The organism is Streptomyces sp. NPDC020898, assembly GCF_044333925.1.
Classification (GTDB): domain Bacteria; phylum Actinomycetota; class Actinomycetes; order Streptomycetales; family Streptomycetaceae; genus Streptomyces.
On sequence record NZ_JBIRRV010000038.1, the window covers coordinates 1 to 17,156 of the forward strand.

A 17,156-nucleotide genomic window follows, 5' to 3' on the forward strand; every position below is an offset into this window, starting at 1 on the left:
AAACGCTCGACTGGAAAACCCCAGCCGAGCGCCTCGCTAAACTCCTCACAACAGCCGCATGATCAGCGGTGTTGCCACGACCCCTTGAATTCGCCTACCCGACCGGGGGCCTCGTCCGTCAGCCCTTCACGCAGATGAACTGCTTCAGCTTCGCCACGACCTCAACCAGATCGCTCTGCTGTTCCATCACCTGGTCGATGTTCTTGTAGGCCCCCGGAATCTCATCGAGCACGCCGGAGTCCTTCCGGCACTCCACGCCCCTCGTCTGCTCCTCCAGATCCCGCACGGTGAAGCGCCGCTTGGCCGCGTTGCGACTCATGCGCCGACCCGCACCATGCGAGGCCGAGTTGAAGGCCTTCTCGTTTCCGAGCCCCTTCACGATGTACGAGCTCGTGCCCATCGAGCCGGGAATGATCCCGAACTCACCGGAGCCCGCACGGATCGCGCCCTTGCGGGTGACCAACAGATCCATGCCCTCGTACCGTTCCTCCGCCACGTAGTTGTGGTGGCAGGAGATCTCGTGCTCGAAGGTCGGCTTCGCCTTCTTGAACTCCTTGCGAATGACGTCCTTCAGGATCCCCATCATGATCGCGCGGTTATACTTGGCGTACTCCTGAGCCCAGTACAGATCGTTTCTGTACGCGGCCATCTGCGGAGTATCCGAGATGAACACCGCGAGGTCACGGTCGACCAGACCCTGGTTGTGCGGGAGCTTCTGCGCAATGCCAATGTGGTGCTCAGCCAGCTCCTTGCCGATGTTCCGGGAACCGGAGTGCAGCATCAGCCAGACCGAATCCGTCTGATCAAGACAGATTTCGATCATGTGGTTTCCGCTTCCGAGCGTCCCCATCTGCTTATTTGCTCGCTCCTCCCGGAACTTCACCGCATCCGCAACCCCATCGAACCGCCCCCAGAAGTCGTCCCACCCCCCGGTAGCGAACCCGTGCAGCCGCCCCGGATCAACGGGACTGTCATGCATCCCCCGCCCCACCGGAATCGCCTCCTCGACCTTCGACCGCAGCCGGGACAGGTCACCCGGCAGGTCGTTGGCCGTGAGCGAGGTCTTGACGGCGGACATCCCGCAGCCGATGTCGACCCCCACCGCCGCCGGGCACACCGCACCCTGCATCGCGATCACCGAGCCGACGGTCGCACCTTTGCCGTAATGCACATCCGGCATGACCGCCAGGCCCTTGATCCACGGCAGCGTCGACACGTTGCGGAGCTGCTGCATCGCGCCGTCCTCGACCGACGCCGGGTCGGCCCACATACGGATGGGTACCTTCGCGCCCGGCACTTCCACGTACGACATATCGTCCTCATTCCCCCGGAAACCCAACAGAAGTCTTAAATCGCAAAACCGGCGCCAAGGTCAACGAAAGGGATGCCGGACCGGCGTTCACGGTGGTGCGTGCGATACACATTGTCTGCCGGTGACGCCCCTGCGCGGCAAGCGATTAACCAGCGGGGACACTGGAACCGGCACCATCACCGAAGAGATCGTCCGGTCATCCGGATCGTCCGCATCGTCGAGAGGAACCTGACCGTGCAGCGGAAGGCCTACGTACCCGGCGTCGCCGCGCTCCTCGCGGCACTGCTGGCCGGCTGCACCGGCAGCTCGGGCGGCGGGGACACAGCCCAGGACGCCAAGCCCGGCGAGGCCGGAACCACGACCGCGGCGGCCCAGCCGGGGCGCTACCGCACGCTCCCCGAGCCGTGCGGCGCGGTCGCCAACGACGCGCTCGACTCGCTGCTCCCCGGCATCGAGCAGATCACGGACAAGGACCAGCGCGAGCAGGCGTACGCGGGTGAGTCGACCCTGACGTACAACACGGACCGTAAGGTCGGCTGCCGCTGGAAGGTGGAGTCCACGGACGCCACCGACCATCTCCTCGTCGACTTCGAGCGGGTCGTGTCGTACGACAACGCCGTGAGCGACGACACCGAGGCGCAGGAGTTGTTCGCGACCAAGGTGGTGGCCGCCGATCTTCCGGAGCCCGTCGTCTCCACCTCCCCCGCCGCTCCTCCCTCCCCCACCCCCACCGAGTCCGAGTCCGCGTCCGGCGCCGCAACCACCGCTTCCCCTTCCGCCACCACCCCCACCGACGCCGCTTCCGCGTCCCTCTCCCCGGAGGCCGACGCCGAGTCGGCCGCCGCCCTCCAGCCGCGTCTCCTCGACGGTCTCGGCGACGAGGCGTTCGTGGACGACGAGCTGAGCACCTCCGGTTCAACCGCCCAGCAGCGCACGGTGACTGTGGCGTTCCGCACGTCCAACGTCATCGTGACGATCGAGTACGTCGAGCAGCCGACGACGCTCGGCACCGTCCCGGACAGCAAGGAAATGCAGGACAGGGCGCAGAAACTGGCTGCCCAACTGGTCGACGCGTTCGGCTGAGACCCCGTCCGCGTACCCCGGTGGCGGCCGTCCGCAAAGGGAGTGAAGCGCGGCCGCACGCGCCCCTCACCGCGTACCGTGGCCCCTCGGACCCGATCCGACCGCAGGAAACCGAGAGCCGCAGGAACCCCAGCGTGATGAGTGAAGGAACCATGCACCGACCCGCACAGCGAGACCAGCGCCGCCGGACCGCCACAGTGACGACGAGGCGCCCCAGGCGCGCTCTCGCCGCCCTCGCCGCGGTTCCCGTCCTCTTCCTCGTGGCCGCCGGCTGCTCCTCCGACTCGGACTCCGGTTCGGCGTCGGGTTCCGCCGACAACGCGGCGCAGGAGAAGGACGCCAGTGCGGGCGAGACGGTGAGCGCGTCGCCGACCGTGCAGGCGGCCGCGTACAAGCAGCTTCCGGAGTCGTGCGCGGTGCTGTCGACGAAGACGCTGACGGAACTGGTCCCGAAGGGTGTGAAGTCGGGCAAGGAGGGGTCGTCGGAGGACACGGGGACGCGTGGCAGCTGTTCCTGGACGAGCCTCGCCAACAACGGTGTGAAGGGCTCCCAGTTCCGCTGGCTGAACGTCTCCCTGCTGCGTTTCGAGTCGACCGCCACCCGTGGCTCGGCCGCCGAGCTGGCGCAGGAGTACTACGAGAGCCAGGTGCAGGACGCCCAGTCGGTGAAGGATGCGAAGAACACCGCTTCGGAGCCGATCGAGGGGGCGGGTGACGACGCCACGTCGGTGCGCTACGACCTGAAGAAGAAGGAGGGTTCCTTCCGGCAGCAGACGGTCGTGGTCCGGGTCGAGAACGTCGTCGTGACGCTCGACTACAACGGTGCGGGTTTCGCGGGTGAGAAGACGCCGAGCGCGGCGTCCCTGGAGAAGTCCGCGGTGAAGGCGGTCAAGGAGGCGGTGGCGAAGGTGTCGTCGGCGAACGGCGAGGGTTCCGCCGGCACCCCGGCTCCCTCCAACTCCCCGTCGCAGTCGGCGAGTTCGTCGGCGAAGCCGAGCGCGTCCCCGTCCACGTCGGGGTCCAAGGCCGCGTCTCCCTCCCCCTCGCCCTCCGCTTCGAAGAAGAACTGACGTTGTCTCGGCAACACGTACGCCGCACACATGTGCCACCCTGTTGCGCGCAACAACACGCACTGGGAGGGGAGTACGGGTGGCCGCGCCACTAGAGCTGACACGAACGCACCGGATACTCATCGGCGTGGTCGTCGCCGGGGCGGTCGTCATCGCCGGGATCGGCTTCGCGGGGTCGTACGCGGCCGTCCGTGAACTGGCTCTCCAAAAGGGCTTCGGGAACTTCAGTTACGTGTTCCCGATCGGCATCGACGCGGGTATATGCGTCCTGCTCGCCCTGGATCTCCTCCTCACCTGGATCAGGATCCCGTTCCCGCTGCTGCGCCAGACGGCGTGGCTGCTGACCATGGCGACGATCGCGTTCAACGGCGCGGCGGCCTGGCCGGACCCGCTGGGCGTGGGCATGCACGCCGTCATCCCGATCCTGTTCGTGGTGTCGGTGGAGGCGGCCCGGCACGCGATCGGCCGCATGGCGGACATCACCGCCGACAAGCACATGGAGGGCGTCCGCCTCACCCGCTGGCTGCTGTCCCCCGTACCGACGTTCCTTCTCTGGCGGCGGATGAAGCTGTGGGAGCTGCGTTCCTACGACCAGGTCATCAAGCTGGAGCAGGAACGTCTCGTCTACCAGGCCCGCCTCCAGGCCCGTTTCGGCCGGGGCTGGCGGCGCAAGGCTCCGGTGGAGTCCCTGATGCCGCTGCGCCTCGCGCGGTACGGGGTCCCGCTGGCGGAGACGGCTCCGTCGGGTCTGGCGGCGGCGGGCATCGAGCCCGCACTGCTGCCTCCGGCCGCGACTGCGGCTCCGGCCGCGCAGCCCGAGCTCGCACCGGCCACGAAGGCCGTCGCGCCGCTGGTCGAGCAGCGGCGCCCCGCGATCGAGGCCGAGCCCGAGTCCGTACCGGCGCAGGAAGAGCTCGCGCCGGAGGAGAGTCCGTGGTTCGCCGCGGCTGCTTCGCCGCAGGAGGTCGTGTACGAGGGCGGGTACGACCCGACGTACGAGCCCGAGCAGGAGCAGATGTGGGCCCAGTACGAGGCGCAGCAGGCCCAGTACGAGGCCGAGCAGCGTCAGGCGTACCAGCAGCAGCAACAACGGCCGCAGGTCGTTCAGGAACGGGCGTACCAGCAGCGGGAGTTCGAGGGACAGGGCTACGAGGAGCCCGGATACCCGGAGCAGCAGTACCAGGAGCAGGAGACGCTGGAACCCTCTCCGGAGGACACCGGTACTTTTCCGATCCCGTCGGGACCGAACCGCACTCGTCAGCTCGGCGAGGGGGGCGGCACTCCGGCGTCGGAGCCGGACGAGGAGTCGTTCTACCAGGTCTTCAAGAAGTCGATAAACGGCAGTTATCCGACTCCGCGCGAGTTCGGTGACAACGTCGAGGCCGAGCACCGCATCACCCTCTCCGAGCAGGAGGCCAAGCGGCTGGTCACCCGCTTCACCAACCGTCACACGTTGGAGCTGCAAGAGGACCACATCGCGTAAATGCGCAGCGGATACATGAAAAGGGGCGCCCGGCATCAGCCGGGCGCCCCTTTTCGTGCGCCTGCTACTCCCCCAACAGGACCCGCACCCGCTCCTGCCCCACCGCGAGCAGCAGCGTGGGCAGCCGCGGCCCCGTGTCCCGCCCGACGAGCAGGTGGTACAGCAGGGCGAAGAACGTGCGCTGGGCGACCTTGATCTCGGCCGGGAGTTCCTTCGGTGTGGCGTCGGCGGGGAAGCCGGCCTGGACCTTGGGCACGCCGTAGACGAGGTGGGTCAGGCCGTCGAGGGACCAGTGGTCGTCGAGCCCGTCCAGCAGCAGCCGGAGCGACTGCTGCCCCTGCTCGTCGAGGGACTTGAGCAGCTCGGCGTCGGGCTCGGCGCGTACGACGGTCCGCTGGTCGGCGGGGACCTGCGTGTTGATCCAGGCCTCGGCCTTGTCGAGCCGGGGCCGCACCTCGTCGAGGGAGGTCAACGGATCGGAAGGGTCGAGTTCCTTGAGGATCCGCAGCGTCTGGTCCTCGGCACCGGCGGTGATGTCGGCGACGGAGGCCAGCGTCCGGTACGGCAACGCCCGTGCCGTACGCGGTAGTTCGCCCCCGGCGGTACGCACGGCCCGCGAGTGCGCGGCGACGTCACCGGGCAGCGCGGAGCCGTCGGCGACCTTGGCGTCGAGCTTGTCCCACTCGTCGTAGAGCCGCTGGATCTCCTGGTCGAAGGCGATCTTGAAGGACTGGTTGGGCCGGCGGCGGGCGTACAGCCAGCGCAGGATCTGCGGCTCCATGATCTTCAGCGCGTCGCCGGGCGTGGGTACGCCGCCCTTGCTGCTGGACATCTTGGCCATGCCGCTGATGCCGACGAAGGCGTACATGGGCCCGATCGGCTGCTTGCCGCCGAAGATGCTGCCGACGATCTGCCCACCGACCTGGAAGCTGGACCCCGGAGACGAGTGGTCCACACCGCTCGGCTCGAAGACAACCCCCTCGTAGGCCCACCGCATGGGCCAGTCGACCTTCCAGACCAGCTTGCCGCGGTTGAACTCGCTCAGCAGAACGGTCTCGGCGAACCCGCACGCCGTGCAGGTGTACGTCAGCTCGGTGGTGTCGTCGTCATAGGCGGTGACGGTGGTGAGGTCCTTGCCGCAGCCCCCGCAGAAGGGCTTGTACGGGAAGTACCCGGCGGACCCGGAGCTCCCGTCGTCCTCGGCCGCCGCCCCCGACCCCTCGGCGGCGTCGAGCTCGGCCTCGTCGACCGGCTTCTGCGACTGCTGGGGCTTCTTGCCGGGATTACCGGGGGCCTTCTTGGTCCGGTACTGGTCGAGGATGGCGTCGATGTCACCCCGGTGCTTCATGGCGTGCAGGATCTGCTCGCGGTAGACCCCGGAGGTGTACTGCTCGGTCTGGCTGATCCCGTCGAACTCGACACCGAGCTCGGCGAGCGCGTCGACCATCGCGGCCCTGAAGTGCTCGGCCCAGTTGGGGTGGACGGACCCCTTGGGCGCGGGTACGGCGGTCAGTGGCCGCCCGATGTGCTCGGCCCAGGAGGCGTCCACGCCGTCGACACCGTTGGGCACCTTGCGGTAGCGGTCGTAGTCGTCCCAGGAGATCAGATGCCGGACCTCGTACCCCCGGCGCCGGACCTCGTCGGCAACAAGATGCGGGGTCATCACTTCCCGGAGGTTCCCGAGGTGGATGGGCCCGGAGGGAGACAGCCCGGACGCGACGACGACGGGTTTGCCGGGGGCTCGACGCTCCGACTCCTCGATGACCTCATCCGCGAAACGGGAGACCCAGTCGGTGGTCTCGGCGCTCTGAGCCACGATCGGCACGTCCTCTTTTTCTGGGAGTTCCTCAAGGCCGGCCGCACGGTCGGACGGCTGGCCCTGCCATTCTCCCAGGTGGGCCCAGAACCACGAAAACGGCTTTTCAGCGCGCCGCCTCCGTGGCGCCGGACCCAAGGCGTCACCGCCGTCTACCGGCTGAAGCTGACCGGGATGTACTGGTCGTAGGACCGGTCGGCGGTGGCCGTGAAGTCGGCCCGGGTGACGATGGCGCACTTGACGTCGACGTCACACACCACGCCGTCCTTGATCTCGGGCCGGATGTTGAGCGTGGTGAGGAACGAGCCCCCGGCCCGGTACGGCAGCGTGATCCCCGGAGTTCCGGTGGCGCTGTCGGTGATCCGGCGCGAGGACCCGTCCTGGTCCTCGCGTCCGGGCAGACAGGGCGTGGGCAGGGTGGTGTAGGTGGCCGGGTCCCCGACGGTGACGCCCTCGGGGATCACACAGAAGGCGAGGAAGATCCCCTGCCCCCGGTTGTACCCGGTCCCGGCGACATCCACGGTGCCGCCGGCGGCGGCGGGCAGGGAGGTGGGCGTGGCGGCGAGCTTGAGGTGGAAGTCCTGGCCGTCGGGGGCCGTGACGGTGCGGTGGGCGAACCCGAAGGAGGAGGTGCCGGAAGCGCCGGCAGTGCCGGGGGCGGCCCCGGCACTGCCGGCGAACCCGAGGAGGAGCCCGGCGGCGACGGTGAGGGCGCCGAGGGTTTTAACGGAACGCTTGATGGGGGGTTTCATGATCCCCATGCCTAAAACATGACTGACGAGTAGGCAACGCACACCGGAACCCTCCACACCTCAGGCACACTTCTTCCCCGCCGGAGGGGCGCCGACTCAGCCGAGCGGGTTGGCGGGGTCGCGCAGGGTGGCCAGGGCAGGGGCGTACATGCGGGCCTTGATGGTGCCGAGGGTGTCGCCGGCCTTGGCCACCTGCGCCTGGGCGATCTCGACGGCGGTGGAGCGTACGGCGTCCTCGGTGACCGACTGGTCGACGATGCCGGCGGCCGCGGCGTCGGAGCCGCCGTAGCGGCGGGCGGTGACCATGGCCTCGTGGGCGGTCTGCGGCGCCAGCCGGGACTGGATGAGGGCGGCCATGCCACGAGTGAAGGGGATGTTGATGTCCGCCTCGGGCAGGCACCAGAAGCCGCGGTCGGCACGCATCACGCGGAAGTCGTGGGCGAGGGAGAACATCGCTCCTGCGGCGAAGGTGTGCCCCTGCAGCGCGGCCACCGTGATGACCGGCAGCGACAGCATCCGCGCGAACAGCTCGTGGACCGAGACGACGTAGGCGTCGTACTGGTCGCCGTGGGCGAACAGCCAGTCCAGGTCGAGCCCGTTCGAGTAGAACTTGCCGGTGGCGGCGGTGACCAGGGCGCGAGGGCCTTCCGCCTTCTCGACCTCGTCGAGCGCGGCGCCGACGGCAGTGAGCCAGTCCGGGTGGAAACGGTTCTCTCCGTCTCCGAGGTCGAGAACGAAGACGTTGTCGTGGCGGTCGAGCGAGGGCATACCGAGTTCCTTCTTCCGACGCCGACGTGGCCCGCCGGGCGAGCTACCTGCCGGTAACTTATGGGGTATGGCATAGAACATACAAGGGAGGAGCGGGCGGCAGTTCGGCGGGAGCTTCTTTTCCACCCACCCGCCCCCGCCGCTTCTTCAACCCAGGCCCCGGCACCTCCATCGCGCCCGGCGATCCGAGGCCAACGCCCGTACAGCCCAGGCCGTGTTTCCCACCCGCCCACCCTTTGGCCGTATCTATTCAGCCCAGGCCCAGGCATCTCAGCCCGTCCGGCACTTGACGACAAGGCCCGTCCAGCCCCCAGCTTCTCTCCCACCCACCCACCCACCCACCCCCGCCGCTTCTTCAGCCCACGCCCGGCACCTTCAGCCCGTCCGGCGCTTGAGGACAAGACCCGTTCAGGGCCGGAGCGGGGGTCTGGGGGCGGCAGCCCCCAGGGATGGGACGGGTACGGGCGGCGGGGGCGAGAACCCCCGAACCACCCCACCCGCACCCACGAAAACCCCTTCACCCCCCATGGGATACTGACCGCATCCACACGTACCCACCAGGAGAACGGCACCCACTCCTATGGCCCCGGTCAAGTCCCTCACCGCCACCGTCCACCAGCGCCTCGCGGACGCCCTCACGGCAACCCTGCCGGAGGCACCCCCCGCGGACCCGCTGCTGCGACGCAGCGACCGTGCGGACTTCCAGGCGAACGGCATCCTCGCCCTCGCCAAGAAGGCCAAGGCGAACCCCCGCGACCTGGCGACCCAGGTCGTCGGAAACGTCGTGTCCGGCGACGTGATCAAGGACATCGAGGTCTCCGGCCCCGGCTTCCTGAACATCACGCTCACCGACAAGGCGATCATCGAGAACCTCGCGGCCAGGACAGCGGACCCGGACGCCCGCCTCGGCGCCCCCCGCACTGCGAACCCCGGCACGACGGTCATCGACTACGCCCAGCCGAACGTGGCGAAGGAGATGCACGTAGGCCACCTCCGCTCAGCGGTGATCGGCGACGCGGTGGTCCAACTCCTGGAGTTCACCGGCGAGAACGTGGTGCGCAGGCACCACATCGGCGACTGGGGCACCCAGTTCGGCATGCTCATCCAGTACCTGGACGAGCACCCGCACGAGCTGGACCACAAAACAGCAAACGACTCGGACTCCGAAGCCAGCGGCGAGGAGGCGATGTCGAACCTGGACCGCCTCTACAAGACGGCGCGCAAACTCTTCGACTCCGACGAGGAGTTCAAGACGAGGGCGCGCCTGCGGGTGGTCGACCTCCAGGCCGGCGACCCCGCGACGCTCGCCATCTGGCAGCGGTTCGTGGACGAGTCGAAGATCTACTTCTTCTCGGTGTTCGAGAAGCTGGACATGGAGATCCAGGACGCGGACATCGTCGGCGAGTCGGGCTACAACGACATGCTGGACGAGACGTGCCGCCTCCTGGAGGAGTCCGGGGTGGCAGTCCACTCGGAGGGCGCCCTGTGTGTGTTCTTCGACGACATCAAAGGCCCGGAGGGCAACCCGGTCCCGCTGATCATCCGTAAGTCCGACGGCGGCTACGGCTACGCGGCGACGGACCTCTCGGCGATCCGCGACCGCGTCTTCAACCTGAAGGCGAACAACCTCATCTACGTGGTCGACGCCCGCCAGTCCCTGCACTTCAAGATGGTCTTCGAGACGGCGCGCAGGGCGGGCTGGCTGACCGACGAGCAGACCAAGTCCGAGATCAAGCCGTTCCAGCTGGCGTTCGGCACGGTCCTCGGCAAGGACGGCAAGCCGTTCAAGACGCGTGAGGGCGAGACCGTACGGCTCGTGGACCTGCTGGACGAGGCGGTGGACCGGGCGACGGCGGTCGTACGGGAGAAGGACACGCAGGCCCAGCTCTCCGAGGACGAGATCGCCGAGCGCGGCGCCCAGGTGGGCATCGGCGCGGTGAAGTACGCGGACCTGTCGACGTCGGCGAACCGGGACTACAAGTTCGACCTGGACCAGATGGTCTCGCTGAACGGCGACACGAGCGTGTACCTCCAGTACGCGTACGCCCGTATCCAGTCGATCCTGCGCAAGGCGGGCGAGGTACGTCCGTCAGCGCACCCGGAGCTCGAACTGCACGAGGCGGAGCGGGCGTTGGGCCTGCACGTGGACGCGTTCGCGGAGACGGTCGCGGAGTCGGCGGCGGAGTACGCCCCGCACAAGCTGGCAGCGTACCTGTACCAACTGGCGTCACTCTTCACAACGTTCTACGACAAGTGCCCGGTCATCAAGCCGGCCCCCCCGAAGGACGTCGCCGAGAACCGCCTGTTCCTGTCCGACGTGACAGCGAAGACCCTCCACCAGGGCATGGCCCTCCTGGGCATCAGGACACCCGAGCGCCTCTGACACACCGACGGCAGCAACAGCCGTACGGAGGCCGGGTACCCGAGACAAACGGGCACCCGGCCTTCGTTCGCGGTGAGCGCCGACGGCGGAGAAACTCCTGACGAGATGAGTGGCGCCGAAGGTTAGGCTCAGGTGGTCATGAGTCAGAGTGGTTCACAGGCAGCAGCATTCTTCCGAGACGCCCGCCGGAGCGGAGTCGTCTGGCTTGTGCGCGATGACGAGGGGAGCCCGACTCACCTCGCGGCTGACGGCACACGGAGCCTTCCCTACTGGTCGACATCGGCCCGCGCGGCGCGGGCGGCGAAGATCTGGGGAAACGGGCTACGGGTTGAATCCATGCCTTTGGATATCTGGCGTGACCGCGAACTGCCTGCTGTCACCGCCGAGGGACTCGTGATCGGCATCAACTGGAGCGGGCCCCGTCTCGTCGGGTGGAGTTTCACTCCGGTCGAAGTCCTCAGACGCCTCGCGGCGGTCGACTAGCTCTCACACTCGCCCGCAAGAGCGTGGACCTGATCCGCGGGTTCACCCACGAGGAGTACCGGGGCCAGGGCCCGCCACCCCCGCCCCTGCCCCCGCCCCCGCCCCCGCCCCCGCCCCCGCCGGGAGTCGACCTCGCGATCGTCGCCGCGGTCATCGTCATCGTGACGGCGACCGACTGAACGCCTCCTCGGCGACCGCACCGAGCGGCAGCTCCCACTCGCACCACACCACCTTGCCCAACTCCCGTTCCCCGACCCCCCACTTGTCACTGAGCGCGGCGACGAGCAGCAGCCCGCGCCCGCCCTCGTCGGCGCGCTCGGCGATCAACGGCACCCCGCCCCCGCTGTCGTGCACGGCGACCCGCAGCACCCGCCCGTCGTACCGCAGGAACAACAGGAACTGCCGTCCGGGCGGTACGCCGTGCACCAGCGCGTTGGTCGCCAGCTCACTCACGCACAGCAACACGTCGTCGCCCCGCTCGGTACCGGCGAGTCCCCAGTCGGCGAGGAACTCGTGGGCCAACTTCCTGGCAGCGGGCACGGAACGGCGTTCGCGCCGGAAGAACCTCTCGCGCAACGGGCGGGGTTGGATCGTCTCGTTCACGGGACGAGAGTCGCGGAGAGTGACTAGCGTGGAGCACCCCGTGAACCCGTACAGATTTTTTGTACGGGTTCATCCACGGTCGGGGCCGGGCAGGCGTGGGGAGTTGGTGGGGCATGAGTCACGGAAACCGTTCGCGGACCTCGCGGAAGAAGAACTACTCGGCGATGAGGATGCTGGGCAAGCAGTTGCAGGCGGCCCGCAAGGCGGCGGGCTACACGCAACGCTCCCTGGCCGAGGCACTCCTGATCGACGAGGAGACGATCGCGTCCATCGAACAGGGCCGCCGCCCGCTGTTGTACGACCTGGCGAAGCAGATCGACCAACTCCTGGATCTGAAGGGCATGTTGGTGGCCGGGGTCGAGGAACTTCCGGAGATCGACCAGTTCCCCCTGTTCGCGGAGGAGTACATGGACCACGAGCGCGAGGCCATCTCCCTGTCCTGGTACGACAACGCGGTCCTGCCGGGCCTCCTCCAGACCGAGGCGTACGCGTACGCGGTGATGAGCGAGCACGTACCGGCGTACGACGAGGACAACCTCCAGGCCATGACAGCAGGCCGTATCAAGCGACAGGAGATCCTCCAGCGCAAGTGTCCGCCGACGACGAGCTTCGTCGTCTGGGAGCCGGTGCTGCACATCGGGGTGGGCGGCCCGAAGATCCGCCACGACCAACTCCGCCACCTGCGTGCCTGCGCCGAACTCCCTGGCCTCGCCCTCCAGTTCCTGCCGACAGACTCGCTCTCGCACGCCGGTCTCGCGGGCCCCTTCACCCTCCTGGAGACACCCGACCACCAGCACGTCGCCTACACCGAGAGCCAGCGCGGCAGCCAGTGGGTTTCCGACCCGGATGAGGTGTCCATCCTGAGCCGTAAATATGCAATGCTGCGGTCACAGGCCCTGTCTCCACGGGAGTCGAGGGGCCTGCTCGACCGTCTGCTAGGAGATGTATGAGCACCGCGCTTGAGTGGTTCAAGTCGAGCTACAGCAGCGATCAAGGCGGCCAGTGCCTCGAAGTCGCGTACACCTGGCGGAAGTCCAGCTTCAGCAGCGACCAGGGCGGAGCGTGCGTCGAGGTAGCCGCCTGCCCCCACACCATCCACGTCCGCGACTCCAAGAACCCCACCCCCGAAACCGGCCCCACCCTCACCACCACCCGGCAGGCCTGGACGGCGTTCACCGCGTACGCGGCCCGCTGAACAGAGCACCGCGGAAACACCGAAGGCCGCCCGGAGTGAACCGGGCGGCCAGGGCACAGGGCATGGGGACGATGCCCTCGAAGCGAACGTCAGATCTTCGCCGGCATGCCGTCGGCGGGGACGAACTTCGGGTTGTGGCCGTACTTGTTCTCGCCCTCACCGTCGAGGCACATGAAGACCAGCAGCGTGATCGTGCCGACGACCGGGATGAAACCGAAGAGGATCCACAGGGCCGAGCGGCCCGTGTCGTGCAGGCGGCGGACGGCGACAGCCAGGCTGGGCAAAAAGATGCCCAGGGCGAACACGAGGCCGAAGATCGGGAAGCCGATGACGGAGTCGACGATCTGCAGCACGATGCTGATGACGACGACGAACAGCGCGAACATCCAGTATTCCTTGCGGCGCGCGCGCCCGCTGAAGTCCACGTACTTCTTGAGAACGTCGAGGAAGTAGTTCATTGCATCCCCCCAGGGATTTGATGTCGGCCTTACCGAGCGGATCAGGCCAAGGGGAGAAGCCACGGAGACTGACGGGAACTCGTCAATCTGGTTAATCGTTGTAGCTCATGCGTCAAATACCCGCTGGTTACACGGACTTACGACCGTCATCTACCGCCGATTTCCGCACAGATCCACGCAAGATCATCGATGACGGCAGGGCGAAAACCGGTCGTTCACCGTATCGGGACCCGCCGGCCGCCGAACCGTGGGCGTTCACTTACCGGTTCTACGCCAGTCCGACGCACATTCGAGGCCGCACCGACACCGGAACGATCTCGAACCGTTGCCCTCTGACCTGCCGTTCCCGTCTCCCCGGCCTCCTCCCGCGCCCTCCCGATCTCCCGGGACCCGTTGTCAGTGGCAGGCCCTAAAGTCACCGTCATGGCGACACTTCCCAACCCGCTGCCCCGCCTCGCGACGGACCCGACCGGCCACGCGCTCGGCCTCGCCCTGCCCCCCGGCAGGCTGATCGACGCGACGGACGAGGGCCCCTGGCACGAGCCTCTCCTCTGGCACGCCGACGCCCCCTCCGCCCCCGGCGACTGGGCCGCACACCACGACGCGTACCGGGCCGCCGGTCTCGTCCCCGTGGTCGTGGACGTGGGCGGCAGTCAGGGCGGGCCGGAGAGCTGGGAGTTGATGCCCGCCGACACCTCGTACCCGGGGGACCACGACCCCGAGGAGGTCCTCACCGGGTTCTGGGAGGAGTACGCGGCGGAGGGTGAGGACTGGCCCGGGCTGGCCCGCGGTACGGATGCCGAATCCTTGCAGGCCGACGCCGATGCCCTGGTCGCCTGGTTCGCCGACTCGACCCTCGTCGTCGGTTCCCCCCTCAAGGAACCGCGCCTCGCCCTCGTCCCCGCCCGCCGCTCCGCCGACATCCCGGCCGCCATCGGCTGGTCGGGCCCCGCGAACTACGAGAGCGACACGGCCCGCCTCTGCGCGGTGCTCCGCTCCTGGGAGGACCGCTTCGGCATACGCGTCCTCGCGCTCACCTTCAACCAGTTGGTGCTGTCCGTGGCCGCCCCGCCGGCCACCGTCGCCGAGGCCGAGGCGCTAGCCGCCGAGCACTTCGCGTTCTGCCCGGACAACATCACGCAGGGAGCACACAACACCCTGCGCGCGTACGCCGAACACGAACTGCTGTCCAAGCCGACCTGGTCCTTCTGGTGGGACTGAGGAGCGTTATCGCAACCCCGCCCCCAACCGCCGCAGCCCCTCCCCGATCTCGTCCGGAGTCTGGGTGACGAAGCACAACCGCATCGTCGCCCGGTCCGGCTCGCCCGCGTAGAAAGGCGCCCCCGGCACATAGGCAACGCCCTGCTCCACCACCCCACGCAGCAGATCAGCCGTGTCGTACGACTCCGGTAGCCGCGCCCAGAGGAACATGCCGCCCTCGGGACGGGTCCAGGTCGAGCCCTCCGGGAGCGCATCCCCTATACCGGCGAGCATGGCATCGCGCCGCTCCCCGTAGACACCGGCCACGCGCCGCACATGGGCGTCGAGGTCACGGTCGGCCAGGTACCGCGCGGCGGCGAGCTGGTTGACGGTCGGGGTGTGCAGGTCGGCGGCCTGCTTGGCGACGACACACGCGCGCCGCAGCTCCGCCGGTGCCCGCAGCCAGCCCAGCCGCAGCCCCGGCGCCATGACCTTGGAGAAGGAGCCGAGCAGGACCGTACGGTCCTCCGCGCCCGGGAAGGAGGCGATCCACGGCACGCGCTCACCCTCGAAGCGCAGCTCGCCGTACGGATCGTCCTCGACGATCCACAGCCCGAGCCGCGCGGCGACCTCCGCCACCGCGGCCCGCCGCTCGCCCCGCATGGTCCGCCCGGTCGGGTTCTGGAACGTGGGCACGGTGTAGAGCAACTTGGGCCGGTACCGAACGACCAGCTCCTCCAGCGCGACGGGGTCGATCCCACCCCCATCGCCATCTCCGCCCCCGTCCCCCTCCGCCGGCACGGCCACCACCCGCGCGCCCGCCAGCCCGAACACCTGAAGTGCCGCGAGATAGCAGGGCGCTTCGACCAGGACGACGTCACCGGGGTCTATCAGCGCGGTGGCGAGCAGCGACAGCGCCTGCTGGGAACCGGTGGTGACGAGGAGGTCGTCGGCGTCGGTGGGCAGACCGCGTGCGGTGTGCCGTACGGCGAGCGCCTCGCGCAGGGTCGGCTCGCCCTCGGTCGTGGCGTACTGCAACGCCCGCGCGGGCGTCGACGCGAACACGTCCCGGAACGCGGAGGCCACGCCCTCCGAGTCGAACAGCTCGGGCGCGGGCAGCCCGCCCGCGAAGTTGATCACCTCGGGCCGCGCGATGACGGCCAGGATGTCCCGTACCGCCGAGCCCCCGACCGACCGCGCCCGCGCGGCGAGCGCGGGCACGGCAGCGGAGGCGGTGGCGGTGGCGGTGGCAGCTCTTGCGGGTGCTGAGGAGGTCATGGGTGTGCGGCTCCTTCGGGCGGGCGATACGGCTCCTGCCCCACCCTAGGGAAGTGCGTGCCGCCTACAACCGCTTTTCACGATCCGGACGCCTCCGCCAGGTTCAGCTACTTCAACCAGATGAACCAGATCAGCCCTTGCGCCCGCTCGCCCCGTACACGTTGATGTCCGCGTCCGTGACGTCGTTGATGTCGCGGTAGCGGACCTTCTCGATGTCGTCCAGCGAGTCGAAGTAGGCGGCCTCGACCTCCTCCGGGACCGGCGCGCCGCCGTCGGGACGCCAGTGGTGGGCGGGCACGACGCCCGGCTCGTCGAGGGTGAGCCCGGTCTCCTCGAAGAAGCGCTCGACTTCGGCCCTGGACCGCAGCACGAAGGTGAACCCGCGTTCCGTGTACGTCCGTTGGACCGCGCGGATCTTCTCGGGGTTCAGGTCCTCGGTGAGGTGGCTGAGGACGAGTCGGCTGCCGGACGGCAGCGCGTCGACCAGCTCGCGCACGATGTCGTACGCCTCCGGCTCCGCCACGAAGTGCAGGATCGCCGCGAGGACGAGCGCGATCGGCTGGTCGAAGTCGAGGGTCTTGCGGGCCTGTTCGAGAATGGCGGCCGGGTCGCCCAGGTCGGCGTCGATGTAGTCCGTACGGCCCTCGGGCCCGCTGGTGAGCAGGGCACGCGCATGGGCGAGGACGATGGGGTCGTTGTCGACGTACACGACCCGGGCGTCCGGGGCGATGCGCTGGGCGATCTGGTGGACGTTGTCCTGCGTGGGCAGTCCGGTGCCGATGTCGAGGAACTGCCGGATGCCCTCGTCCGCCACCATCGTGGTCACCGCGCGGCGCATGAAGTCGCGGTTGTGCCGGACGTCCAGGTATCCGCGCGGGTTGGCGCTGAGCGCCGCGGCGGCCGCGTTGCGGTCGGCCGGGTAGTTGTCCTTGCCGCCGAGGAAGACGTCGTACACGCGGGCCGGATGTGCCTTCGTACTGTCGATCCTCTTTCTCAGCTCGGCGGGGTCCTGGCTGAGAGCGTCGGCGCTCATGTGGGTGGCCTCTCCTGGACCTCCTGGACCTCGTGGTTCTTCTCGGTCCTTCTTGGTCCTTCTCGATCCCTCTTCGTCCTTCAACGAGCAACAACCTAGCTCCCAGAGGCAGTTGCTGTTCGAAAAACGACCGCCCGCCCCGGCCGTCGTCCCGGACCGCGTCCCGGACCAGGTCCGAACGGGACAACGTTTACACAGGTCAGGGCAGTGTTGGAGGTACCGGCGTCCCAAATCCCCGG

At 68.5% G+C, this 17,156-nt stretch carries 17 protein-coding genes; 9 read left to right on the top strand and 8 right to left on the bottom strand.

The annotated features are described in order from the left end of the window. Positions 1 to 118: 118 nt before the first annotated feature. Positions 119 to 1,312: an RtcB family protein gene (locus ACH4TV_RS47420; protein ID WP_398407701.1), complete on the bottom strand. Its 1,194-nt coding sequence runs from the start codon at positions 1,310 to 1,312 to the stop codon at positions 119 to 121. 234 nt (positions 1,313 to 1,546) lie between these two features. Here ACH4TV_RS47420 and ACH4TV_RS47425 point away from each other — a divergent pair, with 234 nt between their 5' ends. The 3 genes from ACH4TV_RS47425 to ACH4TV_RS47435 all read left to right on the top strand — a co-directional run bounded on the left by ACH4TV_RS47425 (position 1,547) and on the right by ACH4TV_RS47435 (position 4,948). Beyond that, the gene (locus ACH4TV_RS47425) at positions 1,547 to 2,395 is read left to right on the top strand and encodes a DUF3558 domain-containing protein (protein WP_398407702.1); all 849 of its coding nucleotides are present in this window, start codon (positions 1,547 to 1,549) and stop codon (positions 2,393 to 2,395) included. Between the two features lie 137 nt (positions 2,396 to 2,532). Then, positions 2,533 to 3,465: a DUF3558 domain-containing protein gene (locus ACH4TV_RS47430; protein ID WP_398407703.1), complete on the top strand. Its 933-nt coding sequence runs from the start codon at positions 2,533 to 2,535 to the stop codon at positions 3,463 to 3,465. Between the two features lie 79 nt (positions 3,466 to 3,544). Next, positions 3,545 to 4,948 (top strand): DUF2637 domain-containing protein, encoded by a 1,404-nt coding sequence (locus ACH4TV_RS47435; RefSeq protein ID WP_398407704.1) that lies wholly within the window; start codon positions 3,545 to 3,547, stop codon positions 4,946 to 4,948. Between the two features lie 64 nt (positions 4,949 to 5,012). Here ACH4TV_RS47435 and lysS read toward each other — a convergent pair whose 3' ends face one another. The 3 genes from lysS to ACH4TV_RS47450 all read right to left on the bottom strand — a co-directional run bounded on the left by lysS (position 5,013) and on the right by ACH4TV_RS47450 (position 8,284). Beyond that, entirely contained in the window at positions 5,013 to 6,773 is a 1,761-nt protein-coding gene (lysS, locus tag ACH4TV_RS47440) for a lysine--tRNA ligase (protein ID WP_398407705.1), read from the bottom strand. A 143-nt stretch (positions 6,774 to 6,916) separates the two neighbouring features. Next, positions 6,917 to 7,516 carry a hypothetical protein gene (locus ACH4TV_RS47445; protein WP_398407706.1) on the bottom strand — a complete coding sequence of 200 codons (600 nt, stop codon included), beginning with the start codon at positions 7,514 to 7,516 and terminating at the stop codon, positions 6,917 to 6,919. A 96-nt stretch (positions 7,517 to 7,612) separates the two neighbouring features. Beyond that, a complete protein-coding gene (locus ACH4TV_RS47450) occupies positions 7,613 to 8,284 on the bottom strand; it encodes an enoyl-CoA hydratase-related protein (RefSeq protein ID WP_398407707.1) in 672 nt (223 codons plus the stop codon). Between the two features lie 580 nt (positions 8,285 to 8,864). Here ACH4TV_RS47450 and argS point away from each other — a divergent pair. The 3 genes from argS to ACH4TV_RS47465 all read left to right on the top strand — a co-directional run bounded on the left by argS (position 8,865) and on the right by ACH4TV_RS47465 (position 11,329). After that, entirely contained in the window at positions 8,865 to 10,667 is a 1,803-nt protein-coding gene (gene argS, locus ACH4TV_RS47455; protein ID WP_398407708.1) for an arginine--tRNA ligase, read from the top strand. Positions 10,668 to 10,805: 138 nt separating this feature from the next. Next, positions 10,806 to 11,150 (top strand): DUF2750 domain-containing protein, encoded by a 345-nt coding sequence (locus tag ACH4TV_RS47460; protein WP_398407709.1) that lies wholly within the window; start codon positions 10,806 to 10,808, stop codon positions 11,148 to 11,150. A 23-nt stretch (positions 11,151 to 11,173) separates the two neighbouring features. Continuing rightward, positions 11,174 to 11,329 (top strand): hypothetical protein, encoded by a 156-nt coding sequence (locus tag ACH4TV_RS47465; protein WP_398407710.1) that lies wholly within the window; start codon positions 11,174 to 11,176, stop codon positions 11,327 to 11,329. On the opposite strand, the gene ACH4TV_RS47470 is transcribed toward ACH4TV_RS47465, so the two are convergent. Next, entirely contained in the window at positions 11,307 to 11,753 is a 447-nt protein-coding gene (locus ACH4TV_RS47470) for an ATP-binding protein (protein ID WP_398407711.1), read from the bottom strand. The two genes, ACH4TV_RS47465 and ACH4TV_RS47470, sit on opposite strands and share 23 nt — an antisense overlap. Before the next feature lie 113 nt (positions 11,754 to 11,866). Between ACH4TV_RS47470 and ACH4TV_RS47475 the strand changes: the two genes are divergently transcribed. Together ACH4TV_RS47475 and ACH4TV_RS47480 are read left to right on the top strand one after the other, a co-directional pair. Beyond that, positions 11,867 to 12,703, top strand: coding sequence for a Scr1 family TA system antitoxin-like transcriptional regulator (locus ACH4TV_RS47475; RefSeq protein ID WP_398407712.1), 837 nt, complete (start codon positions 11,867 to 11,869; stop codon positions 12,701 to 12,703). Next, complete coding sequence (locus ACH4TV_RS47480) at positions 12,700 to 12,948, top strand: DUF397 domain-containing protein (RefSeq protein WP_398407713.1); 249 nt, start codon at positions 12,700 to 12,702, stop codon at positions 12,946 to 12,948. Before ACH4TV_RS47475 ends, ACH4TV_RS47480 begins: the two co-directional genes overlap by 4 nt. Positions 12,949 to 13,037: 89 nt before the next feature. Here the strand turns inward: ACH4TV_RS47480 and ACH4TV_RS47485 are convergent, their stop codons facing one another. Further along, entirely contained in the window at positions 13,038 to 13,406 is a 369-nt protein-coding gene (locus tag ACH4TV_RS47485) for a DUF805 domain-containing protein (protein WP_398407714.1), read from the bottom strand. A gap of 423 nt (positions 13,407 to 13,829) precedes the next feature. Between ACH4TV_RS47485 and ACH4TV_RS47490 the strand changes: the two genes are divergently transcribed. Continuing rightward, the gene (locus ACH4TV_RS47490) at positions 13,830 to 14,627 is read left to right on the top strand and encodes a DUF4253 domain-containing protein (protein WP_398407715.1); all 798 of its coding nucleotides are present in this window, start codon (positions 13,830 to 13,832) and stop codon (positions 14,625 to 14,627) included. A gap of 6 nt (positions 14,628 to 14,633) precedes the next feature. Here ACH4TV_RS47490 and ACH4TV_RS47495 read toward each other — a convergent pair whose 3' ends face one another. Together ACH4TV_RS47495 and ACH4TV_RS47500 are read right to left on the bottom strand one after the other, a co-directional pair. Continuing rightward, positions 14,634 to 15,884, bottom strand: coding sequence for a PLP-dependent aminotransferase family protein (locus tag ACH4TV_RS47495; RefSeq protein WP_398407716.1), 1,251 nt, complete (start codon positions 15,882 to 15,884; stop codon positions 14,634 to 14,636). Between the two features lie 130 nt (positions 15,885 to 16,014). Continuing rightward, complete coding sequence (locus ACH4TV_RS47500) at positions 16,015 to 16,917, bottom strand: SAM-dependent methyltransferase (RefSeq protein WP_398407717.1); 903 nt, start codon at positions 16,915 to 16,917, stop codon at positions 16,015 to 16,017. Positions 16,918 to 17,156 lie beyond the last annotated feature (239 nt).